Genomic DNA, 21,967 nt, shown 5'->3' with positions numbered 1-21,967 from the left:
GGCCCGCTCAGCTCTTGTCCGCCTTCTTCCGGCCCGGCTTACCCGACTCGCCCTCGGCCCGCTGCTTGCTGTTCCCGGCGGTGGTGACACCGGCCGCATCCTTGTCATCGGCGGGCGGATCCAGTTCGTTGCCGGTCGCCTCGGTACCGGTCGTCACCGAATCGGACGGGCCGGCGGTGGACTCGCCCGATTCGCCGGATGCGGAGGTGGTGGGCGCGGATTCGGATTCGGCAGCTTTCTCCGTTTTCGCGTCTTCGTCCGATTTCTCGCCGGCGGCGGATTCGCCGGCCGAGGCGGCAGGTGCGCTGTCGGCGGCGGCTTCCTGTCCGGCGGCGCCGTACCGACGCAACGCACCCCACTGCCACGGCCAGGGGCGCTCACCGCCGGAGGCGAGCTGGGCGGCGGTCTCGCGACCCTTGGTGGCGAGGGCGAAATACGCCAGCGCGCAGAGGAATACGATCGCCGAGGTGTAGGAGTTGACCCGGATGCCGAAGATGTGGGTGGCCTCGTCGTCGCGCAGCAGCTCGACCCAGAAGCGGCCGAAGGTGTAGATCGCCACGTACAGGGCGAACAAGCGACCGTGGCCGATCCGCCAGCGTTTGTCGACCATCACCAGCACCAGAACGCCGAGCAGATTCCAGATCAGCTCGTAGAGGAAGGTCGGCTGCACGATCTTCTCCACCACGCCGGTGGAAACGCCGTTCATCATGTCCAGCCGGCCGTCGGAATCGAACCGCAGATAGATCTCGAGGCCCCACGGCAGATCGGTCTTGCGGCCGTAGAGCTCCTGATTGAAGTAGTTGCCCAGGCGGCCGATGGCCTGCGCGAGCAGAATCGCCGGGGCGATGGCATCGCCGAAGGCAGGCAACGGAATTCGATACACCCGGCAGCCGATCCAGGCGCCGACACCGCCGAGCAGCACGGCACCCCAGATGCCGAGACCGCCCTCCCAGATCTTCAGCGCGTTGATCGGATGCCCGCCGGCGCCGAAGTACTTCTCCCAGTCGGTGGCCACGTGATAGAGCCGGCCGCCGACGAGTCCGAACGGCACCGCGAACATCGCCACGTCGAGCACCTTGCCCTGCTCGCCGCCGCGCTCGCGCCAGCGCCGCTCACCCCACCAGATCGCGACGATGATGCCGATGATGATGCAGATCGCATAGGCGCGCAGCGGGAACGGCCCCACATCCCATACGCCTCGCGGCGGACTGGGAATATAGGCCAGTATTGCCCCACCGTGCACATCGACGCCGTCTGCCAGGACTGGAAAAGTCACGGGCCCCACCGTAACGGAGGGGGCGCGCGCCGCCCAGTTCGCGTCTCCGATCAGCTGGCGACAGTCGCCGAACGCACGCCCTCGGCCAGTTCCGCGGTGAGCTTGCGGACCTGGTCCAGTCCCTGTCCCGCGGCCGTGACCAGCGCCGAGCCGACGATCACTCCGTCGGCGTAGGAAGCGATTTCGGCCGCCTGCGCACCGTTGCGCACGCCGAGGCCGACACCGACCGGGATATCGGAGTGGGCACGCACCCGCGCGCACAGTTCCGGCGCGGCGGAGGACACCGCGTCGCGGGCGCCGGTGACGCCCATGGTGGAGGCGGCGTAGAGGAATCCGCTACTGGCCTCGATGGTCTTGACCAGGCGCTCCTCGGTGGAGGAGGGAGCAACCAGGAAGATGCGGTCCAGATCGTGGGCGCGGGAGGCCTCGAACCACTCCCCCGCCTCCTCGGGAATCAGGTTGGGGGTGATCAGCCCGAGACCGCCGGCCGCGGCGAGATCGCGGGAGAAACGATCGACGCCGTATTGCAGCACCGGATTCCAGTAGGTCATCACCACGGCATTGCCCCCGGCGGCGGTGATCGCCTCGACGACACCGAAGACGTCCCGCACCCGTACGCCTCCGCGCAGGGCCTGCTCGGTGGCGGCCTGGATGGTGGGGCCGTCCATCACCGGATCGGAATAGGCGATACCGACTTCGATGATGTCGCAACCGGATTCGACCATCGCGGTGCACACGTCGATGGATCCGGCCAGGTCCGGGTAGCCCGCGGGCAGATATCCGATCAGCGCGGCGCGGCCCTCGCCGCGGCTGGCCGCGAAGGTCGATTCCAGACGGCTCACGAGCGATTCTCCTCCGTGGCGGCAGCGTCGTCGAACAGGCCGAACCAGCGCGCCGCGGTATCCATGTCCTTGTCGCCGCGTCCGGACAGATTCACCAGAATGATTGCGCCGGAACCCAATTCACGGCCCAGCTGCAACGCGCCGGCCACCGCGTGCGCCGATTCGATGGCCGGGATGATGCCCTCGGTGCGCGAGAGCAGCAGCAGCGCGTCCATCGCCTCGGTATCGGTGATCGGCCGGTACTCGGCGCGGCCGATGTCCTTCAGGTAGGCGTGTTCGGGGCCGACGCCGGGATAGTCCAGACCGGCGGAGATGGAATGCGATTCGATGGTCTGGCCGTCCTCGTCCTGCAGCAGGTACGAGTAGGCGCCCTGGAATGCTCCCGGCCGGCCGCCGGCGAAAGTCGCCGCGTGCCTGCCGGTTTCGACGCCGTCGCCGGCCGCCTCGTAGCCGATCAGCCGCACGCCCTCGTCGTCGAGGAACGGGTGGAAGATGCCGATCGCGTTCGATCCACCGCCCACGCACGCCACGACGGCATCGGGCAGCCGGCCGGTCTGCGCCTGCACCTGCACCCGCGCCTCGAGGCCGACGACGCGCTGGAAATCGCGCACCATCAGCGGGAACGGATGCGGGCCCGCCGCGGTGCCGAAGCAGTAGTAGGTTTCCGACGCGTTGGTGACCCAGTCGCGCAGCGCCTCGTTGATCGCGTCCTTCAACGTCTGCGAGCCGGTGGTCACCGAGACCACCTCGGCGCCGAGCAGCCGCATCCGCGCGACGTTGAGCGCCTGGCGCGCGGTGTCGACCGCGCCCATGTAGATCACGCATTCGAGGCCGAGCAGCGCACAGGCGGTGGCCGTCGCGACACCGTGCTGACCGGCGCCGGTTTCGGCGATCACCCGGGTCTTGCCCATCCGCTGGGCGAGCAGCGCCTGGCCCAGCACATTGTTGATCTTGTGCGAGCCGGTGTGGTTCAGATCCTCGCGCTTGAGCAGGATGCGAGCGCCGCCGGCGTGTTCGGAGAGCCGCTTGCATTCGAAGACCGGCGAGGGCCGGCCCGCGTAATCGCGCTGCAGCCGGTCGAGTTCGGCCAAGAAATCGGGATCCAGGCGGGACTTGTCGTATTCGGCGGTGACCTCTTCGATCACCGCCATCAACGCCTCGGGCACGTGCCGGCCGCCGTAGACGCCGAAGTGGCCGCCGAGATCCGGTTCGTGGCTGCGGTGGGTGACGCCCTCGCTGGCCTGGGGCAGCGGCTCGTGCACGCCGGTCATCGGGTGACACCCCGCCGCAGCGGACGCGGGCAGGACGGATGGGTACCCGCGGTCACCAGCTCGGAGACGGCGGCACGCGGATCGCCGCTGGTCACGAGGCTCTCGCCGACCAGAACCGCGTCGGCGCCGGCACCGGCGTAGGCGAGCAGGTCGGCGGTGCCGCTGACGCCGGATTCGGCGACCCGGATGACCTCGGTGGGCAGTCCGGGCGCGATGCGGGCGAAGACGTCGCGATCGACCTCGAGGGTCTTCAGGTTGCGGGCGTTCACGCCGATGACCGAGGCGCCGGCGGTCAGTGCCCGGTCGGCTTCCTCCTCGGTGTGCACCTCGACCAGCGCGGTCATGCCCAGCGATTCGGTGCGATCGATCAGCGAGGCCAGCACGTCCTGTTCCAGGGCGGCCACGATCAGCAGGATCACGTCCGCGCCGTGGGCGCGCGCCTCGTGGATCTGGTACGGGCCGACGACGAAGTCCTTGCGCAGGATCGGCACGTCGACGACCGCGCGGACCGCGTCCAGATCGTCGAGCGAGCCGTGGAAGCGGCGGCCCTCGGTGAGCACGCTGATGATGCGCGCGCCACCGTCCTCGTAGGACTTCGCCAGGCTGGCCGGGTCCGGGATGTCGGCGAGCTCACCCTTCGAGGGGCTGGCGCGCTTGACCTCGGCGATGACTCCGATCCCGTCCGCGTGCAGAGCGGCCAGCGCGTCGCGCGGCGAGGGTGCCGCGGCGGCGGCCTTCTTGACGGCCTGGAAATCCAGGAGGGCTTCCCGAGCGGCCACATCCGCACGGACCCCGTCGAGAATCGAGTCGAGTACCGTCATCTGGCTCGAATCCTTTCTGGGGAGACGGACTTGCTACCTGAGAATCCCCCCAGGTGCTGTCTCACCGATGCTGATAAAGAGTAAATGGAAGGGTAAGCCGAGCCGACGGCGGGGTGTGACGCCTGCCGCCCGGCGTGGCGTGGTAGGGCGCTCATCGGCCCGGCTCGTCGTCGGTCGGGTCGGCGCCCGCATCGAGCGCGTCCCACAGCACGCGCTGCGAGAGTTCGCCCGACTCCGGTTCCGGGGTGTGCGGCGAGGACTTCGGCGTCGCCGTCCGCGGTGCGTCGGTGGCCGCGGCGGCCGATTCCGGATCACCCGTGCGGCGCAATTCGGCGACCTGTTCGGCGGCCGCGGCCCGGCGGAACACCGGATTGTCGTACTTACCCGACATGCGGGCGGTCGTTTCGGGCATGCGGGCCAGCAGGACTCCGGCGGCGAAGGCCGCGAGCGCACCGACGACGCTGAGTGCGGCCGGGAACGTGGCCGCCGTGGCGGCGTCGACGTGCGCGCGGGCGGGCAGTTCGGCGAGCCGGGCGGCCCGTTCGGCGATCTTGCCGTGCTGGGTCAGCAGCGCCAGGCCGGGCACCGCTGCGACGGCGGCGACCAGCGCCACCACCACCCCGATCAGCCGGCGCAGCCAGCCCTTGGTGGCGAACACGGCCGCGATCGAGGCCAGCAGCACCAGCGCCAGCGGCGTGAGCGCGCCGAACCAGAGGCCGCCGTTGAGATGCTGGGTGCGCGGTTCGGTCAGACCGTCGGAGGACCGCAGGGTCACCCAGGTCATGCGCGAGGCGCCCCACAGCGCGGCCGCGCCGACGGCCAGCAGGAGGACCGGCAGCACCGGGCGGGCGCGTTTGCCGGGCACGCTGTCGGCGCCGCCCGCATCCGTCTCGGGGACATAGCGGTCGGGGTCACCGCCGGGAGGCACCTGCGCGGCGGCGTCGTCGAGGCGGGAGCCGCCATCGGCTTGTCCGGCACCCGACCGGACGCCCCCGCCCTCGGGGCCGCTCTGCATCGGCGCGCGCTGTGCCGCAGAGATGTCGGCATCGGACTGCCGCGGGCGCACTGCCGCATCGGCCGCAGACGCGTCGTTCGCGCCGGGCGCGGGCCTCACCTCCGGCTGGTCCTGCGAATGTCGTTGGGCTGGTTCGGATTCCGGGTTACTCATAGCAGGGTGCCGTCGGGTTCGGAGGTGAAGGTGCGTACGGTGCGGGCGGCCGCGACGGCCTTGAGAACGGCCATCGCCTTGTTGCGCGATTCCTCGTCCTCGTAGTCGGGCTGGGAATCGGCGACGATGCCGGCACCGGCCTGCACATAGGCGATGCCGTCCTTGAGCAGCGCGGTGCGGATCGCGATCGCGGTATCGGCGTCGCCGGCGAAGTCGAGGTAGCCGACGACCCCGGCGTAGACGCCGCGGCGGGTGGGCTCGTTCTCCTCGATCAACTCCATGGCCCGCACCTTGGGCGCACCCGAGAGCGTGCCGGCCGGGAAGCAGGCGCGTACGGCGTCGAGGGCGATACGACCGGCCGCCAGCCGCCCGGTCACCGTCGACACCAGATGCATCACGTGGCTGTAGCGCTCGATGTGGCGGTATTCGGTGACGCGCACGGTGCCCGGCTCGCACACCCGGCCCAGGTCGTTGCGACCCAGGTCGACGAGCATGAGGTGTTCGGCGTTCTCCTTCTCGTCGGAGAGCAGATCCTTCTCGAGCAGCACATCGTCCTCTTCGGTGGCGCCACGCCACCGGGTGCCGGCGATCGGATGTGTCGTCGCCACACCGTCTTTGACCGTCACCAGCGATTCCGGACTCGATCCGACGATGGAGAAGGCGGTGCCGCCCGCACCGTCGGGAATGTGCATCAGATACATGTACGGGCTCGGATTCGAGGCGCGCAGCATCCGGTACACATCGCGCGGTTCGCCGTCGAAGTCCATCTCGAACCGCTGCGACAACACCACCTGGAACGCCTCGCCGGCCTCGATCTCGCCGACCAGCCGCCGCACGCCCGCACCGAAGTCCTCGCTGGTGCGGCGGCGGATGTAGTCCGGCTCGGGACGATCGAAGACGGACACGGTCGATTCGGCGGGTGCGGCCAGCGCCGCAGTCATCCGGTCGAGCCGGGCGACGGCGTCGTCGTAGGCCTCGTCGACACGCTCGTCGGTGCCGTTCCAGTTCACCGCGTTGGCGATCAGGGTGATGGCGCCCTCGTGATGGTCGAAGGCGGCCAGATCCGCGGCCAGCAGCAGCACCATCTCCGGGACCCGCAGATCGTCGGCGGTCAGTTCCGGCAGCCGTTCGATACGACGCACGATGTCGTAGCCCAGATAGCCGACCAGCCCACCGGTCAGCGGCGGCAGGCCGGGCAGGCGCTCGGTGCGCAGCAGTTCCAGGGTGTCGTGCAGCGCCTCCAGCGGATCGCCGCCGGCCGGGGCGTCGGCGGGGGTGGCGCCCAGCCAGGCCGCCTGGCCGTCGACGACCGTCAGCGCGGTGGGGCTGCCGGCGCCGATGAACGACCAGCGCGACCACGAACGACCGTTCTCGGCCGACTCCAGCAGGAAGGTGCCCGGCCGGTCCGCGGCCAGCTTCCGATAGGCGGACAGCGGGGTCTCCGAATCCGCCAGCACCTTGCGCGTCACCGGCACCACCCGGTGCGCGGCCGCGAGCACGCGGAACTGGTCCCGAGTGGTGGTGGTTGCGGTTTCCGGACGGTCGAATGCGGCGCCGTGCATATCGCTCATCATTCCAGTCGGCCGCAACCGAGATTTCCTGGCCCCGCCGCGACCCCCGCGATCCGCGGCGGGTACCGGGCGACCGTGCCGCCCGGTACCCTCGCGACTGTGAAAAAAGGCCAGCGCGCACCCGGGTTCGAACTTCCCGATCAGACCGGCACCGTCCGGTCGCTCGATGCGTTGCTGGCCGACGGGCCGTTGACGCTGTTCTTCTTCCCCGCCGCCAATACTCCCGTGTGCACCGCCGAGGCCTGCCATTTCCGTGATCTGACAAGCGAATTCGCGGCCCTGGGCGCGAGTTGCGCGGGAATCAGCACCGATTCGGTCGACACCCAAGCCGGTTTCGCGCAGGCGCAGACCCTCGGCTATCCGCTGCTGTCCGATCGCGACGGCGCGGTGGCGGAACGGTTCGGCGTCAAGCGTTCCGGGGCGATCGGCGGTCTGCTCGGCAACTTCCTGCCGGTGAAGCGGCAGACCTTCGTGATCGACACCGACCGCACGGTACTCGCGGTGATCTCGGGCGAACTGCGCGCGAACGTCCACGCCGACGCCGCGCTGGCCGCCCTGCGCGAGCGCCGGGCCTGAATCGACTACTGGACACACCCTGGGCCGCCTCCGGGTGCACGGCCGCCTTTGCCCTGGTGAGAGCGCACTGACGGCCCGATACGACACGATTCTCCCGGCGTCGGCGCGCGCCTCGCGCATACGCTGGATTCATGACATCGACGAGCTCCCTCACGAACTCCGGGACCAAACCCCGAGCCACCGTGTGGCGGAATCGAGCCCTCGGCCTGCTCGCGGTCATCATCGTGCTGGTCGTCGCCTATTTCGTGCTGTCGGCCTTCATTCCGCGCTGGTGGGCGCAGCGGATCGCCGGTATGTCCGGGCACGGCAGCTTCGCCCAGGGCATCTGGTCGGGCCTGGCGATCGGGTTCCTGTGCACGCTGATCCCCCTGCTGCTCCTGCTGGGCGCGGTGCGGGTATGGCGCACCCGAGCCGGCAAATTCGCTGCCGGCGCCGCGGCGGTGCTGGCATTGATCGTGGCCCTGCCCAATCTGATGACGCTGACCATCGTGCTGGGCGGTAACAGCGCCGCGCACGCCGGGGAACGCGTGCTCGACGTCGACGCGCCCGGCTTCCGCGGCGCCTCACTGGTCGGCGCCGTCGTGGCGGCCGCGATCTTCGTGGTGCTGCTCGTGCTACTGCTACGCAAACAATGGCGAGCACGCTCGGCCCGCCGCGCCGAAGCCGGCGTGGTCACCGCGCCGGACACTGCTAACGACACGCGTCCACCAGGCGATATCAGGGAGTGAACCGACAGCGTCGTGATCGCGCCCCGGCGTGATCGCTGTCACGTCATCGGCAACCCGGCTGACCAGCGAGCGAAGTCGTGGCAAACTTGTTGGTCGCGAGTGACGGTGAACCGAGATTTGCGTCACTGGGCTGCAAGAGAGGGCGCGAAGTGACGGAATGGCTCAATCCCACCGAACGGCGAGCGTGGCGGACTCTGGTCGCGCTGACGACGCGATTACCGGCGGCAATGGACACCCAGCTGCAACGCGAAGCCGGTATGACGCATTTCGAGTATTTCCTCATGGCACTGCTGTCCGAGGAGCCCGGACATCGCCTGCAACTCAGCGAACTGGCCAATAGGGCAAATGCTTCGCTATCACGGCTGTCGCATGTGGTGACGAAGCTGGAACGGCTGGGCTGGGCGCGCCGCGACGTGGTGCGCGGCCGCCGCGGCGCCTATGCGGTGCTCACCGACGAGGGTTTCGAACAGGTACAGAAGGCCACCCCGGCCTACCTGGAAGGCGTGCGGGGGCTGGTGTTCGACGGCATCGACGACGAGCAGGTCGAACAGCTGCTCACTCTCGGTGAGGCGCTGGTAGCGCAGCTCGACGCGGGCCTGTCCCGGGGCATCGGGCGCGCCGACGGACTCCCCGACCCGCCGGCCACCGAGGCGACGGCCGGCGCCGCCCGCTGACCGGTTCAGCTCGCGTCGGCGAGCAGCAGATCCACGTCCCAGCAGGTGTGGGTGCCGGTGTGGCAAGCCGCGCCCTGCTGGTCGACGATCAGCAGCACGGCATCGCCGTCACAGTCCAGCCGCACCTCGTGCACGTATTGCGTATGTCCCGAGGTCTCGCCCTTGACCCAGTACTGCTGCCGCGAGCGCGAATAGTAGGTGGCCTTGCGGGTAGCGAGGGTGCGGGCCAGGGCCTCGTCGTCCATCCACGCCATCATCAGCACATCGCCGGTGCCGCGTTCCTGCGCGATCGCCGCGACCAGCCCCGCCTCGTTGCGCTTGAGCCGGGCGGCGACGGCGGGATCCAAACTCATAGCCATCGTTATACCTGTCCTGTCGGAACTGAGCGTGCTGGGCGGAGGATGCCGTCCGGCCTCAGCGGACGGTGATGCCCTCGGCCCGCATCGCGGATTTGACCTGAGGAATCGTCAGATCGCCGAAGTGGAAGACGCTCGCGGCCAGTACCGCGTCGGCGCCCGTCCGCACCGCGGGCGCGAAATGGTCGACCTCGCCGGCGCCGCCGCTGGCGATGATCGGCACCGAGACCGCGGCGCGCACCGCGCTGATCATCGGCAGGTCGAAACCGCCCTTGGTGCCGTCGGCGTCCATCGAGTTGAGCAGGATCTCGCCGACACCGAGTTCGGCGCCGCGCACCGCCCACTCGACCGCATCGATGCCGGTGCCGCGTTTACCGCCGTGAGTGGTCACCTCCCAGCCGGACGGGGTGGGCGAGCCGGTGTCGGGCACGCGGCGCGCGTCGACCGACAGCACGATGCACTGCGAACCGAAGCGCTGCGACATCTCGCGCAGGATCTCCGGGTTCGCGATCGCCGCGGTGTTCACCGATACCTTGTCCGCGCCCGCGCGCAGCAGCCGGTCCACATCCTCGACGGTGCGCACGCCACCGCCTACGGTGAGCGGGATGAAGATCTGCTCGGCGGTGCGGGTCACCACGTCGATCATGGTGCCGCGATCACCGCTCGAGGCCGTGACGTCGAGGAAGGTCAACTCGTCGGCGCCCTGGGCGTCGTAGGCGGCGGCCAGTTCCACCGGGTCGCCCGCATCGCGCAGATTCTCGAAGTTCACGCCCTTGACCACCCGGCCGGCGTCGACGTCCAGGCACGGAATCACGCGTACCGCCAGTGTCATTGCGTCCCTTCCGAATTCTCGTTGCGCTCGGAGGCGCGGTCGACGGCGCTGTCGATCATGTCCAGTAACTCTTCGTGCACCCCGGGCGCGGCGGCCAGCACCGACCGCGAGGTGATCGACCATTCGTCGCCGCGCAGATCGGTCACCACACCGCCCGCGGCGCGTACCAGCGCCACTCCGGCGGCGTTGTCCCACGGATGGTGCCCGAAGACGACCGCGCCGCCGAGCACCCCGGACGCGGTGTAGGCCAGGTCGATGCCGGTGGATCCGTGCATGCGCACCCGGCTCGACAGCCGGCTCAGCGCGCCCAGCAGGTCGAAGCGGAACCGGCCCGGGATCCGGCCGTGGGCGTCGATGTTGAACGCGCCGAAGCCGATCATCGCCTCCGCGAGACGGCCGGGTTCCAAGGGCGGCAACGGTTTTCCGTTGAGCAGCAGCGGCCCGCCGGCCGCCGCGGCGTACCGGCGGTCCAGCAGCGGCAGCCAGGTCAGACCGAGAACGGGCTGTCCGTCGGCCACCAGCGCCAACAGCATCGCCGACAGCGGATGGCCCGCAGAGTAGTTGAAGGTGCCGTCGATGGGATCGAGCACCCAGGCGGTGCCCGAGCTCAGTTCCGGCCCGCCGAATTCCTCGCCGTGCACCGGGATTCCGGTGCGGTCGGCCAGCTGCTGCGACAGGGTGCGCTCGAGTTCCAGATCCAGTGCGGTGGCGAAGTCGCCGCGGCCCTTCTGGACCGCGCTCGGCGCCCCCAACCCTTCGACGAAACGCGGTGCCGCACCGTCCAATATCTCGCTCGCCGTCGCGAGCAGCGCGGCCGGGTCGGAGACGGCGGAGGTCACGTCAGCGAACCGCGTCCAGCGCCTCGGGCAGCGTGAAACGCCCGGCGTACAAAGCTTTTCCGACGATCGCGCCTTCCACCCCGTCGGACACCAGCCCGGAGATGGCACGCAGATCGTCGAGAGTGGAGACACCGCCGGAGGCGATCACCGGCGCCTCGGTGGCCGCGCACACCTGCCGCAGAATGTCGAGGTTGGGCCCCTGCAGCGTGCCGTCCTTGCTCACGTCGGTGACCACGTAGCGGGCGCAGCCGTCGCGCTCCAGGCGCTCGAGCACCTCCCACAGGTCACCGCCGTCGCTGACCCAGCCACGGCCCCGCAACCGGTAGTCGCCGTCGATGATCCGCACGTCCAGCCCGACCGCGACCCGATCGCCGTATTCGGCGATGGCGCGGGCGCACCACTGCGGATCCTCGAGTGCCGCGGTACCCAGGTTGACCCGGGCGCAGCCGGTGGCCATCGCGGCCTTCAGCGAGTCGTCGTCGCGGATGCCGCCGGACAGCTCGACCTTCACATCCAGCTCACCGACGACCTCGGCGAGCAGTTCGCGGTTGGAGCCGCGCCCGAAGGCCGCGTCCAGATCCACCAGATGCACCCATTCGGCGCCCGCCTCCTGCCAGGCCAGCGCGGCATCGCGGGGCGCGCCGTAGCTGGTTTCGCTGCCGGCCTCCCCCTGAACCAGGCGCACGGCCTCACCATTGGCGACATCGACGGCGGGTAGCAGCACAAGACTCACGTGTGCAGCCTACTGGCTACCGGTTGGCGTCGCGGTGCCGGGATGGCGCAAATGGGACGCCGGTCACTGCCTGCGAGGAGGCGCATCACACGTTTGAACTGGACAACGCCGGGCAATCCGAAGACTGCGTGTGTCACTGTGCGCAGGAGGTCCGGACCGACGGTCTCCGCGTACGTACCCTGGGTCGGGGGCACGTACTGCCATCGTTGTCGACGAAGAGGATCTTCACCCATGTCGCGGATCACGTTGCGGCCCATCATGTTCGCGTTGTCGTGCGGGGCCGCAGGCGCCGCGATGCTCGTGCCCCCGACGGCAGTGGCCGCGCCCACCGACCCGATTCAGTTGGCGGCCTGCGACTTCGGGCGACAGTTCACCACCTACGACTGGGCGGGCTACGACGATTACGACCGCCGTGTGCTGGAGTTGTCCACCGGCGCGTTCCACGACCAGTTCGCCGCGTCGGCGGCCGATCGGCAGGCGCACGTGACCTCGGTGCACGTCCGCTCCGAGGCCAACTCGGTGGAATGCCGCACCGATGTGGCCGACCCCGAACATTCGCAGGTCGTGGTGACCGTGGATCGATCCGAACGTAGCGATGCCACGCTGGGCCTGCCCCGCCCCGAACGGTCCCAGCTGCGGGTGTTCCTGGACAACGTCGACGGCCGCTGGCTCGCCGGGCGGGTCGACACCCTGCCGCCGCAGACGTAGCTCTACAGCCCCTACAGCGAGCCGACCCAGTTGCGCAGCAGCTGCGCACCCGCGTCGCCGGACTTCTCCGGGTGGAACTGGGTGGCGCACAACGGCCCGTTCTCCACCGCGGCGAGGAACGGCCCGCCGTGTTCGGCCCAGATCAGCTTCGCCGGGGCGATGGTGCCGTTGTCGTCCCATTCCCACTTCTGCGCCGCGTAGGAGTGCACGAAGTAGAAGCGCGTCTCGGGATCCATCCCGGCGAACAGGACGCTGTCGGCGGGCGCCTGCACGGTGTTCCAACCCATATGCGGAAGTATCTGCGCCGGAAGCCGTTCCACCGTGCCCGGCCACTGCCCGCAGCCCTCGGACTCGACCCCGAATTCGACGCCGCGCTCGAACATGATCTGCATGCCCACACAGATGCCGAGCACCGGACGGCCGCCGGCGAGCCGGGTGCCGATGATCCGCTCCCCGCGCACTTGGGTCAGTCCGGCCATGCACGCGGCGAAGGCGCCGACACCGGGTACGACCAGGCCGTCGGCATCGAGCGCGGCCTGGGGATCGGCGGTGACGGTGACCTCCGCGCCGGTGCGGGCCAGCGCGCGCGCCGCGGAATGCAGATTGCCGGAGCCGTAGTCCAGCAGCACAACCGATTTCACAGCGTTCCCTTCGTGGACGGCACACCGGTGACCCGGGGATCCGGTTCGACGGCGGCGCGCAAAGCCCGTGCGACTGCCTTGAATTCGGCCTCGGTGATGTGGTGCTGGTCGCGGCCGTACAGCACGCGCACGTGCAGCGCGATACGGGCGTTGAGGGCGATCGATTCGAAGACGTGCCGGTTCAGCACCGTGGAATACGAGGCACCGGGACCGGCGCTGGGAATCACGGTGTGCAGCAGCCGTTCCGGCTCGCCGTCGTGGACGCAGTACGGGCGGCCGGACACGTCGACGACGGCGTGGGCGAGGGTTTCGTCCATCGGGATGTAGCAGTCGCCGAAGCGGCGGATGCCCTTCTTGTCGCCCAGCGCCTCACCGAGCGCCTGCCCGATGACGATGGCGGTGTCCTCGACCGTGTGATGGGCCTCGATCTCGATATCACCCTTGGCCTGCACGGTCAGATCGAAGCTGCCGTGCTGGCCGAAGGCGGTGAGCATGTGGTCGTAGAACGGGACGCCGGTGGAGATGTCGGTCCGGCCCGTGCCGTCGAGATTCAGCTCGACCACGATGCTGGATTCGCGGGTGGTGCGTTCCACCCGGGCGGTTCGATTCATACTCGCTTCCGTACTCATCGGGAGATCACCTCGGTGGCCACCAGCATCTCGCTCACGCGCAGGAATTCGTCGTTCTCGGCGGCCAGTCCGATGGTGGTGCGCAGATAGCCGGGAATGCCGACGTCGCGGATCAGCACGCCCTCGTTCAGATAGCGCTGCCAGGTGCGGGATGCGTCGGCGAAGTAGCCGAACAGCAGGAAGTTCGCATCCGAGGTCACCACCTCGAACCCCATCTCGCGCAACGCCGTAGCCACCCGTTCCCGCTGCGCAGCGAGTTCGGCGACACTGGCCAGGGTTTCGTCGGCGTGGCGCAGCGCGGCGCGGGCGGCGGCCTGGGTGACCACCGACAGGTGGTACGGCAGTCGCACGAGCAGCATCGCCTCGATCACCGCGGGCGCGGCGACCAGATAGCCGAGCCGCCCACCGGCGAAGGCGAAGGCCTTGCTCATGGTGCGGCTGACCACCAGCTTCGCCGGATATCGGTCGATGAGCGCGAGCGCGCTGGGCGCGGCGGAGAACTCGCCGTACGCCTCGTCGACCACCACGATGCCCGGCGCCGCCTCGAGCAGACGCTCCAGATCGGCGAGGGCGATCGAATGTCCGGTCGGGTTGTTCGGACTCGTCACGAACACCACATCGGGGCGGCGGTCGGCGATCACCGCGGCGGCGTAGTCGATGTCGAGGGAGAAGTCGCTGTTGCGCTCGGCCTCGATCCACTCGGTGTCGATGCCCTCGGAGATGATCGGGTGCATCGAATACGAGGGCACGAAGCCGAGTGCGCTGCGGCCGGGACCACCGAAGGCCTGCAGCAGCTGCTGCAGAATCTCGTTGGATCCGTTGGCCGCCCACACGTTCGCCGTCTGCACGGCGACGCCGGTCTGACGGGTCAGGTACGCGGCCAGGTCGGTGCGCAGCGCGACCGCGTCGCGATCGGGGTAGCGGTGCAGGTCGGCGGCGGCGGCGCGAATGGATTCGGCCACGTCGTCGATCAGCGCGCGGCTCGGCGGATGCGGATTCTCGTTGGTGTTCAGCTGAACCGGCACCGCCAGTTGCGGTGCGCCGTACGGGCTCTTGCCGCGCAGGTTCTCGCGCAGCGGCAGATCGTCGAGGGTCGCCGCGGCGCCCGGGATATCGGCGGTGGCGGTCATGACAGGGCCTCGAAACGCACCTGCACGGCTTGCCCGTGGGCGGGCAGATCCTCGGCGTTGGCCAGGGAGACCACGTGTCCGGCAACGTCTTTCAGCGCGGCTTCGCTGTATTCGACGACATGGATACCGCGCAGGAAGGTCTGCACGCTCAGCCCCGAGGAGTGGCGCGCGCACCCGGCGGTGGGCAGCACGTGATTCGATCCGGCGCAGTAGTCGCCGAGGCTCACCGGCGACCACGCGCCGACGAACACCGCACCCGCGCTGCGGACCCGTCCGGCGACGGCGGCCGCGTCGGCGGTCTGGATCTCGAGGTGTTCGGCGGCGTAGGCGTTGACCACCCGCAACCCCTGCTCGACATCGTCGACGAGCACGACGCCGGACTGCTTGCCGGACAGCGCCTCCGACACCCGCTGCCGGTGCTTGACCACCTCGAGCTGGGTCGTGATCGCGGCGTCGACCGCATCGGCCAGCGCCGCGCTGTCGGTGACGAGCACGCTGGCGGCGAGCACATCGTGTTCGGCCTGGGAGATCAGATCGGCGGCCACGTGCGCCGGGTCGGCGGTGGCGTCGGCGAGGATCGCGATCTCGGTGGGGCCGGCTTCGGCGTCGATGCCGACGAGGCCGCGGCACAGCCGCTTGGCGGCGGTGACATAGATGTTGCCCGGGCCGGTGATCATGTCGACGGGCGCGAGCTGCGCGCCGTCGGTGTCGGTGCCGCCGTAGGACAGCAACGCGACCGCCTGGGCGCCGCCGACGGCCCACACCTCCTCGACGCCGAGCAGTTTCGCGGCGGCGAGAATCGTCGGATGCGGCAGTCCGCCGAACTGCGCCTGCGGCGGCGAGGCCACCACCAGCGAGTCCACGCCCGCGGCCTGCGCGGGGACGACGTTCATGACGACACTGGACGGGTAGACGGCATTGCCGCCGGGCACGTAGAGACCGACGCGCTCGACCGGCACCCAGCGTTCGGTGACGGTACCGCCGGGCACCACCTCGGTGGTGGTGTCGGTGCGGCGCTGATCGGCATGCACCTTGCGGGTGCGTTCGATGGCCACCTCGAGCGCCGCGCGCACGGCCGGATCCAGCTCGGCGAGGGCTGTGTCGAGTTCGGCGGCCGGGACGCGCACGCTCGCCGGGGCGATGCCGTCGAATTTCGCGCTGAATTCCTGCGCCGCCTCGACCCCGCGATCACGGATCGCCTCCACCACCGGCCGCACATGATGCAGCACCGAGTCCACGTCCACTCCCCCGCGCGGCAGGGCCGCGCGCAGTTCGGCAGCGGAGGGCGTACGTCCGCGCAGATCCACGCGGGCGAGCTCGATGCGGCTAGTCATAGCGGTGTGAAATCCTTGTCTGTCCGGCCGGTCTGTGCTGGTCATCACATCGAAGCGAAAGCTCCGGACCGCCTACCAGCCTATCGGGTCGGCGCCAGTGGATATCCGCCGCCCGAGCCGGACGCGGCGGCACGCCCCCACCTCCGGCCGCGGCCGCCGCGACTCGTTTCGGCACCAGGCGATACGGCGGCACCGGCCCGGCCAGGATCACGTCCGGGACCTCGGCGATATGGCGGAAGGGCGGCGTGGCGAAACGGGCCTCGAGGGCGTCGGGCCCATGCCGGCGCTCCACAACCACCATGCGGGCCGGCCGCACAACACGTACGGCCCGGTCTTCGCCGACTGCCCGACGACTTCGATCAGGCGTCGATCACTTACACGGTCGAGCCCGACTCGCCGAGCGCGACCGCTCCGCGCCTACTCGCCGACTGGCCGGCCGAGACCGAAACCGCTGCGCGACAGCGGCATTCGCGGTCGGCGGTCGCTGCGGCGGATCACACGCCGTGACGGCGGCGCAGCGTGGCCACTCCCTCACCGGAGAGGTCTTCCAGGGCGACGGGGCGGCCCACTACGGCCAGCGCCAGCGCCTCGCCCGGCCCACGGACTTCCGGGCCGGTGCCGGCGGACCACTCCACGTCGGTGGCGACGAAGCGCAGGCCGCGGGTGTATTTGCGCGGGCCGGCGAACGGGTCGGGATGGCGCAGCACCGCGACCAGGCGGTCGGCGGGAATCGTGCGGGGCCGGCCGAGCGGACGGCGGATGTCCTGCTGATGCACCAGGATGTCGGCCAGGCCCAGGCTCGGCCACTTGCCGGTGATGCGCTGTCCGGAGTTCTCGAATCGCTCGATGAGCTGCGCCGGGGTGAGGTCGCGCACCCGGTCGACGAGACCGTTGTTGACCCGGTCGGTGTTCAGGCGGTAGCCGAGGGCGAAGCGGGCGTAGCCCAGCAGGGAGATCTCGTCGTAGAGCAGGTGCCCCACCACATCACGCACCCGCCACCCCGCGCACAGGGAGGGCGCCTCCCATTCGTCGTCGCTCAGATCACGCAGAAGCGTAATCAGTTCGGCCCGTTCGTCGTTCAGCAGCTGCCGAGTGCTCACCGCCTCGACCCTACCGGGGGCACACCGGAGGTGACAGCTACCGCGGACGGATCGACGCCTCCGCCCGTGGGCGGAGGCACCGCGCGCGGCGGAATCAGTGGGTGTCGCTGTCGATCAGCAGCTTCCCGCTGCTGCCCACCACGACGCGGAGTTCGATCGACTTGGACTGACCGCCGTAGGTGATGCTGGCGACCGACATATCCACCGAGCCGTCGGAATTGGCGCTGCCGCCGCCGCGTGCGCCCTCGATGGTGTTGTACGCCGTGATCTGGTTCTGCTTCCAATAGGTCGCGAACGCCTGCTGGCTGCCGTACACCTGCTGCGCCGCGGGAGTGAGCAGATTCCACGCGGTGCCGGTGTTCTGGTCGACGAGGGCGTCGTAGAAGTTCTGGATGACACCGGCCGCCGAGCCGACATCCGTCTTCCCGGCGCTCTTGGTCTGTCCCACGGCCGCGACGCTCTGCGTCGAGGTACCCGCCTGCGCGGTGGCGGTCGCCGCCGGCGAATGTGCCTGCGAGCCCGGCGATTCCGTCTTGGCGCCGCCGAACATCAGATACAGCGCCGCGGCGACGATCACCAGACCGGCGGCGAAACCACCGGCGAACACCCACGGCTTCGCATTGCGGGTCGGTGCGGGCTCGGCAGCCGGGGGCACCGGATGGGAGCGGGTGGGATGCGCGGCGGCCGCGGCGGGCCGCACCGGCTGCATCTCCGGCTCGGAGAGCACCGCCGCGGTGGCCATCATCTCCGCAGTGGAGATATCCGCCTGTGCCGCACGGCGATCCAGTGTGCGGGTGGCCTGGCGGCGACCACCGCCGCGGTGGGTGGCCAGCATCCGGGTCGATTCGGCATCGGCGGCCTGATCCGCGAAATCGGCCAGCTGATCGCGCACGTCGGTCATGCTCGGCCGGTCCTCCGGCTCGAAGCTCAGCAGATCCAGCAGCAGATCGGTGAGCGGGCCGGCGTTGCGCGGCTGGCTCAGCTGACCGTTGGCCGCGGCGTACAGCAGCGCCAGCGGATTCGGATTGGTGCCGTAGGGCGGTTCCCCTTCGAGGGCATGGAAAAGCGTTGCGCCCAGGGCGAATACGTCGGCGGCCGGGCTGGGTTCCGCCCCGCGGGCGACCTCGGGAGCCAGGTAGGCGGCGGTGCCGGAGATCAGGCCGGTGGCAGTGAGGTTGACGTCACCCTTGGCCTTCGAGATACCGAAGTCGGTGATCTTCACGGTGCCGTTGTCGCCGAGCAACACGTTGCCGGGCTTGATGTCTCGGTGCACGATGCCGGCGCGATGGGCGGCCACCAGCGCCGAGGCGATCTGCTCGCCGATGCGCGCCACCTGCAGCAGCGGCAGCGTCCCCTGCGAGGACAGCACCACGGCCAGGCTCTGCGACGGCAGATATTCCATGATCAGGCAGGGATCGCCCTCGTGGTCGGTGATATCGAAGACCACGATCGCGTTGGGGTGCTGGAAGCGGGCCGCGTTGCGGGCCTCCCGAGACGCGCGCTGACGCACGATCTCTTTCTCACCCGGCGGCAGACTGGGCTGGGTGAGGATCTGCTTGATCGCGACCGACCGTTCGAGTCGTTCGTCGACGGCACGCCAGACGACGCCTGTGCCGCCGCTACCAATCCGCTCGACCAGGCGGTAATGCCCTGCGATCACTTGGCCGGTTTCGATGGCACTACTCCGAGTTTCTCCGCGATCCGTGACTTACCGCGCGCGGGGTCAGGTCCCGCGCGTGTTCCCGGACGAGTGTAGCGGGCGTGACGGGCCGCTTTGACGCCGGAGCGAGATCTGTGCCGAATATGTGTGACCACCATGCGATGCGGTCGAGATCAATCCGCTATACAGCGAGAGTATATGTGACGAACTTCACTCGATCGCAGGGCGTGCTACTACTGATTCCGCAGGAAACGTCCGGCCGCCTCGACCGCCGGCGTCGAGCTGCCGGCATCGGCGACGAACACCGCCAGTGCCAGATCGCCGTCGATGCCGACGAACCAGCCGTGCGCGTGGGTGTCGTCGATGTATTCGGCCGTGCCCGTCTTGCCGAGCATGCCGGGAATGTCGGCGAGACTGGTGGCCGTGCCGTTCGTAATCGTCTCGCGCATCATGGATTTCACCTGATCGAGCACCGGCGCGGGCACCGGCTCCGGCGTCCGGTCCGCGGTCCCGGGCGATCCCGCCACGATGGTGGGCGCCGGCACCGAACCGTGAGCGACGGTCGCGGCGACCAACGCCATGCCGAACGGCGACGCCGTCACCCGGCCCTGGCCGATGCCCTCCTCGACCCGCAGCGCGGAAGTGTCTGCGGTGGGCACCTTTCCGGTCACCGTGGTCATGCCGGGGGCGGTGAAATCCACACCGAGGCCGAGTTGCGCGGCCGCGCGGGTCAGCCCATCGGGCGGCAGGTTCACCGCCAGCCGTCCCATGGTGGTGTTGCAGGACCGCGCGAAAGCGGTGTGCAAGGCGACGGTGCCGAGATCGAAGTTGTTGTCGTTGGGGATCTGCCGGCCCTCGATGTTCTCGGTGCCGGGGCAGGCGAGCATCGTGTCGGCGGTGACCTGCCCGGCTTGCAACGCGGCCGACACGGTGACCGTCTTGAAGGTCGAACCCGGCGGGTACAGCCCGGTCAGCGCGATCGGCCCCTGCGCGTCGGCGGGCGCGTTCTGCCCCACGGCGAGAACGTCACCCGTGGACGGTCTCAGCACCACCATCGCGGCCGGAGTCGGGATCGGCGCGAGCGCGGCCTCGGCGCGGCGCAGCATTCCGGTGTCGAGAGTGGTCCTGATGTCGGCGACGGGTTTCGGGTCCTGTCCGCCCACCGTGTGGACGCCGTCGGCGGCCTGCGCGCGCACGGCCCAGCCGGCCGCGGCGTCGGTACTGTGCTGCCAGAGGTCGCTCACGCCGGACAGGGCCGGCGAGGTCAGCGTCTTGTCGACGGTGAGCAGCCGGGTCTGCGGTGCCAGCGTGACGTTCGGCAGCGCGGCGAGCCGATCCTGCACCGGGGCGAGATCATCGGCCCGCAACGCGATCGCGGTGACGGGTTTGCCCTGCGCCTTGTCCATGTCCTGGCGCAGGCTCGCCGCGGTGATACTCGGATCGATCGGTCCCAGTACGGCCGCAACGGCATTCGGGTCGGCGCCGGGCGCCAGTTGCACCAGGGTGACGACCTGCTGGGTCATCAATTCCGCGCCGTCACGGTCGAGCACGCGCGCGGCCAGTTGCGGGGCCACGGTGTCGTAGGACAGCGGCCCGGTCTCGAGGCCGGGCGCCACGGTGGCCGGATTCCACCGGACCTTCCACTGGTCGCCGGATTCGTCGGCGGTGCCGGTGGTGGTGTAGGTCCACTGATTTCCGGCCGTGCCGAAGGTCCAGGTGGTGGCGAGGCCGAACGTCGCGTGGTGGTCGGACCGGTCCACCGAGCGCACGTCGACGCGCACCTTCTTGCCGAGGCTGTCGAAGAGGGCGCCGAGGGTGGTCGTGGCCTGCGCCGGATCGCTGGTCACGGCGGCCGCGGCGGCGGGATCACCGTGACTCAACGCCTCGGCGAAGGTGTGCACGCTGCGGTCGAGCCGGTCGGCGGAACTGTCTCCGGAACAGGCGGCGGCAGCGAGAATCGGGGCGGCGAGCAGGGCGAACAACTTCGATCCGGTGCGCACGCGGCCGACACTACCGCCGTGCGCCGCCGCGGTGCGGTAATCGCCCGCCCCGCGCGGGCCGCCGGTCAGCGGCGCAGCCACTCCCCCGCCGCCAGTGTCGCCGCGTCCGCGTCGTCGAGGTCGATATCGAATTCGGCCGCCAGGATCTTCGGCAGATCGGCCGGCGGCAGATCGCGGCTGTGCGAGGTGCCGTCCGGATATTCGGTGATCCAGGTGGTGTTGTCGATGACGTCGTGCCGGTCCGGCCGGAATCGCTGCACGTACGGCCGGGTCACGAACGGCGAGCGCGGGAAGGTGGAGACGAAGTGGTTGCCGACCGCGTAGTCGATGCGGTACTGCGGATTCATGGTGAAGCTGTAGCGGTCGATCCAGCCGTCGCGGGCGAAGTGATGCAGCACCCACAGTTGCGAATCGAGTTCGCCGCGCGTGCGTTCCAGCCGGAATCGCCAGTCGCCGGCGCGCACCTCCCCCGCATCGGGATTCAGCTCGAGCGGGGCCAACGGCCCGGAACCGAAACCCACATCGCACAGCCATACCCGCTCGTCGTCGGCGGTGGTCACGCGCAGCAGGGCGTGCGTCGCCGGGCGGATCTCACCGCCCGCGCCCATACTCACGCGCCCGTGTAAACCGGTGACGCCGAAGCCGATCCGTTCCAGCGCGGCGGCGAACAGGCCCACGTTCTCGTAGCAGTAGCCGCCGCGGCGGGATCGGACGATCTTGTCCTGCAACGACGGAAGATCCAGCAGCACCGGACGTTTCAGCACCGGTTCGATGTTCTCGAACGGGATGGTGGTGGTGTGCGCGTACTGCAGCGCGCGCAGGGTGTCGAGGGTCGGCGCCGGCGTTCCGGTGAAGCCGATGCGGGCGAAATACGCCGGCAGATCCAGTGCCGCACCGTCCCAGTTCGAGACCGGGGCCGGGTTTTCCGTCATGAGTTCTCCTGTGTGGTCTCGCGTCCGGAGGGCGCGCAGCCGCCCGCGTGCAGGTGCGGTCTCGGTGACTGTCGTTCGCCTCATGATCAACGACAGCGTGTCCCACATCCTTCCCACTACTGCGGGGTGCGGATGTCGTCCTCGAC

The 21,967-nt window shown here is 69.7% G+C and carries 22 protein-coding genes; 4 read left to right on the top strand and 18 right to left on the bottom strand.

Annotated elements, in window-relative coordinates; all coding sequences use genetic code 11:
- Positions 1-7: 7 nt before the first annotated feature.
- From lgt to A5789_RS16405, 6 genes are all read right to left on the bottom strand, one after another.
- Positions 8-1,243, bottom strand: coding sequence for a prolipoprotein diacylglyceryl transferase (lgt, locus tag A5789_RS16430; protein WP_155525933.1), 1,236 nt, complete (start codon positions 1,241-1,243; stop codon positions 8-10).
- An 83-nt stretch (positions 1,244-1,326) separates the two neighbouring features.
- Positions 1,327-2,118: a tryptophan synthase subunit alpha gene (gene trpA, locus A5789_RS16425; protein WP_064904650.1), complete on the bottom strand. Its 792-nt coding sequence runs from the start codon at positions 2,116-2,118 to the stop codon at positions 1,327-1,329.
- Positions 2,115-3,389 carry a tryptophan synthase subunit beta gene (gene trpB / locus A5789_RS16420; RefSeq protein WP_064904652.1) on the bottom strand — a complete coding sequence of 425 codons (1,275 nt, stop codon included), beginning with the start codon at positions 3,387-3,389 and terminating at the stop codon, positions 2,115-2,117. The genes trpA and trpB overlap by 4 nt, the downstream gene beginning before the upstream one ends.
- Positions 3,386-4,210: an indole-3-glycerol phosphate synthase TrpC gene (trpC, locus tag A5789_RS16415; RefSeq protein ID WP_030514633.1), complete on the bottom strand. Its 825-nt coding sequence runs from the start codon at positions 4,208-4,210 to the stop codon at positions 3,386-3,388. Before trpC ends, trpB begins: the two co-directional genes overlap by 4 nt.
- A 151-nt stretch (positions 4,211-4,361) precedes the next feature.
- Positions 4,362-5,324: a TIGR02234 family membrane protein gene (locus A5789_RS16410; protein ID WP_321190276.1), complete on the bottom strand. Its 963-nt coding sequence runs from the start codon at positions 5,322-5,324 to the stop codon at positions 4,362-4,364.
- Between the two features lie 50 nt (positions 5,325-5,374).
- Entirely contained in the window at positions 5,375-6,952 is a 1,578-nt protein-coding gene (locus tag A5789_RS16405; protein WP_369817545.1) for an anthranilate synthase component I, read from the bottom strand.
- 96 nt (positions 6,953-7,048) lie between these two features.
- Here A5789_RS16405 and A5789_RS16400 point away from each other — a divergent pair, with 96 nt between their 5' ends.
- The 3 genes from A5789_RS16400 (at position 7,049) to A5789_RS16390 (ending at position 8,927) form a co-directional block, all read left to right on the top strand.
- Complete coding sequence (locus A5789_RS16400; protein WP_064904654.1) at positions 7,049-7,525, top strand: peroxiredoxin; 477 nt, start codon at positions 7,049-7,051, stop codon at positions 7,523-7,525.
- A gap of 131 nt (positions 7,526-7,656) precedes the next feature.
- Entirely contained in the window at positions 7,657-8,253 is a 597-nt protein-coding gene (locus A5789_RS16395) for a hypothetical protein (protein ID WP_063012996.1), read from the top strand.
- 149 nt (positions 8,254-8,402) lie between these two features.
- Entirely contained in the window at positions 8,403-8,927 is a 525-nt protein-coding gene (locus A5789_RS16390) for a MarR family winged helix-turn-helix transcriptional regulator (RefSeq protein ID WP_227463178.1), read from the top strand.
- Positions 8,928-8,932: 5 nt separating this feature from the next.
- On the opposite strand, the gene hisI is transcribed toward A5789_RS16390, so the two are convergent.
- The 4 genes from hisI to priA all read right to left on the bottom strand — a co-directional run bounded on the left by hisI (position 8,933) and on the right by priA (position 11,687).
- Entirely contained in the window at positions 8,933-9,280 is a 348-nt protein-coding gene (gene hisI, locus A5789_RS16385) for a phosphoribosyl-AMP cyclohydrolase (protein WP_064904658.1), read from the bottom strand.
- Positions 9,281-9,341: 61 nt separating this feature from the next.
- Positions 9,342-10,115: an imidazole glycerol phosphate synthase subunit HisF gene (gene hisF, locus A5789_RS16380; protein ID WP_030514640.1), complete on the bottom strand. Its 774-nt coding sequence runs from the start codon at positions 10,113-10,115 to the stop codon at positions 9,342-9,344.
- The gene (locus A5789_RS16375; protein ID WP_063012994.1) at positions 10,112-10,954 is read right to left on the bottom strand and encodes an inositol monophosphatase family protein; all 843 of its coding nucleotides are present in this window, start codon (positions 10,952-10,954) and stop codon (positions 10,112-10,114) included. Before A5789_RS16375 ends, hisF begins: the two co-directional genes overlap by 4 nt.
- A 1-nt stretch (position 10,955) precedes the next feature.
- A complete protein-coding gene (gene priA, locus A5789_RS16370) occupies positions 10,956-11,687 on the bottom strand; it encodes a bifunctional 1-(5-phosphoribosyl)-5-((5-phosphoribosylamino)methylideneamino)imidazole-4-carboxamide isomerase/phosphoribosylanthranilate isomerase PriA (RefSeq protein ID WP_030514642.1) in 732 nt (243 codons plus the stop codon).
- Positions 11,688-11,918: 231 nt separating this feature from the next.
- On the opposite strand from priA, the gene A5789_RS16365 reads away from it, so the two are divergent.
- Positions 11,919-12,395, top strand: coding sequence for a hypothetical protein (locus tag A5789_RS16365; protein ID WP_064904660.1), 477 nt, complete (start codon positions 11,919-11,921; stop codon positions 12,393-12,395).
- Positions 12,396-12,406: 11 nt separating this feature from the next.
- Here A5789_RS16365 and hisH read toward each other — a convergent pair whose 3' ends face one another.
- The 8 genes from hisH to A5789_RS16325 form a co-directional block, all read right to left on the bottom strand.
- Positions 12,407-13,036, bottom strand: coding sequence for an imidazole glycerol phosphate synthase subunit HisH (gene hisH / locus A5789_RS16360; protein ID WP_063012990.1), 630 nt, complete (start codon positions 13,034-13,036; stop codon positions 12,407-12,409).
- Positions 13,033-13,665: an imidazoleglycerol-phosphate dehydratase HisB gene (gene hisB, locus A5789_RS16355; protein WP_030514645.1), complete on the bottom strand. Its 633-nt coding sequence runs from the start codon at positions 13,663-13,665 to the stop codon at positions 13,033-13,035. Before hisB ends, hisH begins: the two co-directional genes overlap by 4 nt.
- Positions 13,662-14,795, bottom strand: coding sequence for a histidinol-phosphate transaminase (locus A5789_RS16350; RefSeq protein ID WP_063012988.1), 1,134 nt, complete (start codon positions 14,793-14,795; stop codon positions 13,662-13,664). The genes hisB and A5789_RS16350 overlap by 4 nt, the downstream gene beginning before the upstream one ends.
- Positions 14,792-16,129: a histidinol dehydrogenase gene (gene hisD / locus A5789_RS16345; protein WP_030514647.1), complete on the bottom strand. Its 1,338-nt coding sequence runs from the start codon at positions 16,127-16,129 to the stop codon at positions 14,792-14,794. Before hisD ends, A5789_RS16350 begins: the two co-directional genes overlap by 4 nt.
- A gap of 494 nt (positions 16,130-16,623) precedes the next feature.
- Positions 16,624-17,229, bottom strand: a complete 606-nt coding sequence (locus A5789_RS16340; RefSeq protein WP_063012987.1) for a maleylpyruvate isomerase family mycothiol-dependent enzyme — start codon at positions 17,227-17,229, stop codon at positions 16,624-16,626.
- 94 nt (positions 17,230-17,323) lie between these two features.
- Positions 17,324-18,889 carry a serine/threonine-protein kinase gene (locus A5789_RS16335; RefSeq protein ID WP_063012985.1) on the bottom strand — a complete coding sequence of 522 codons (1,566 nt, stop codon included), beginning with the start codon at positions 18,887-18,889 and terminating at the stop codon, positions 17,324-17,326.
- A 233-nt stretch (positions 18,890-19,122) separates the two neighbouring features.
- Positions 19,123-20,889: a penicillin-binding transpeptidase domain-containing protein gene (locus A5789_RS16330; protein ID WP_064904704.1), complete on the bottom strand. Its 1,767-nt coding sequence runs from the start codon at positions 20,887-20,889 to the stop codon at positions 19,123-19,125.
- A gap of 65 nt (positions 20,890-20,954) precedes the next feature.
- Positions 20,955-21,821 (bottom strand): arylamine N-acetyltransferase, encoded by an 867-nt coding sequence (locus A5789_RS16325; protein WP_064904662.1) that lies wholly within the window; start codon positions 21,819-21,821, stop codon positions 20,955-20,957.
- Positions 21,822-21,967: the final 146 nt, after the last annotated feature.

It is taken from the genome of Nocardia sp. 852002-51101_SCH5132738 (genome assembly GCF_001665695.1).
In the GTDB taxonomy this organism is placed as follows: domain Bacteria; phylum Actinomycetota; class Actinomycetes; order Mycobacteriales; family Mycobacteriaceae; genus Nocardia; species Nocardia nova.
This window is presented reverse-complemented; position numbering and strand designations above follow the sequence as displayed.

Excerpts from the sequence above, each read along its gene's own strand:
- trpB (WP_064904652.1), bottom strand. The coding sequence starts at position 3,389 with ATGACCGGCGTGCACGAGCCGCTGCCCCAGGCCAGCGAGGGCGTCACC.
- trpC (WP_030514633.1), bottom strand. The coding sequence starts at position 4,210 with ATGACGGTACTCGACTCGATTCTCGACGGGGTCCGTGCGGATGTGGCC.
- A5789_RS16405 (WP_369817545.1), bottom strand. The coding sequence starts at position 6,952 with ATGATGAGCGATATGCACGGCGCCGCATTCGACCGTCCGGAAACCGCA.
- A5789_RS16395 (WP_063012996.1), top strand. The coding sequence starts at position 7,657 with ATGACATCGACGAGCTCCCTCACGAACTCCGGGACCAAACCCCGAGCC.
- hisI (WP_064904658.1), bottom strand. The coding sequence starts at position 9,280 with ATGAGTTTGGATCCCGCCGTCGCCGCCCGGCTCAAGCGCAACGAGGCG.
- hisF (WP_030514640.1), bottom strand. The coding sequence starts at position 10,115 with ATGACACTGGCGGTACGCGTGATTCCGTGCCTGGACGTCGACGCCGGC.
- A5789_RS16365 (WP_064904660.1), top strand. The coding sequence starts at position 11,919 with ATGTCGCGGATCACGTTGCGGCCCATCATGTTCGCGTTGTCGTGCGGG.
- hisB (WP_030514645.1), bottom strand. The coding sequence starts at position 13,665 with ATGAGTACGGAAGCGAGTATGAATCGAACCGCCCGGGTGGAACGCACC.
- A5789_RS16350 (WP_063012988.1), bottom strand. The coding sequence starts at position 14,795 with ATGACCGCCACCGCCGATATCCCGGGCGCCGCGGCGACCCTCGACGAT.
- hisD (WP_030514647.1), bottom strand. The coding sequence starts at position 16,129 with ATGACTAGCCGCATCGAGCTCGCCCGCGTGGATCTGCGCGGACGTACG.
- A5789_RS16325 (WP_064904662.1), bottom strand. The coding sequence starts at position 21,821 with ATGACGGAAAACCCGGCCCCGGTCTCGAACTGGGACGGTGCGGCACTG.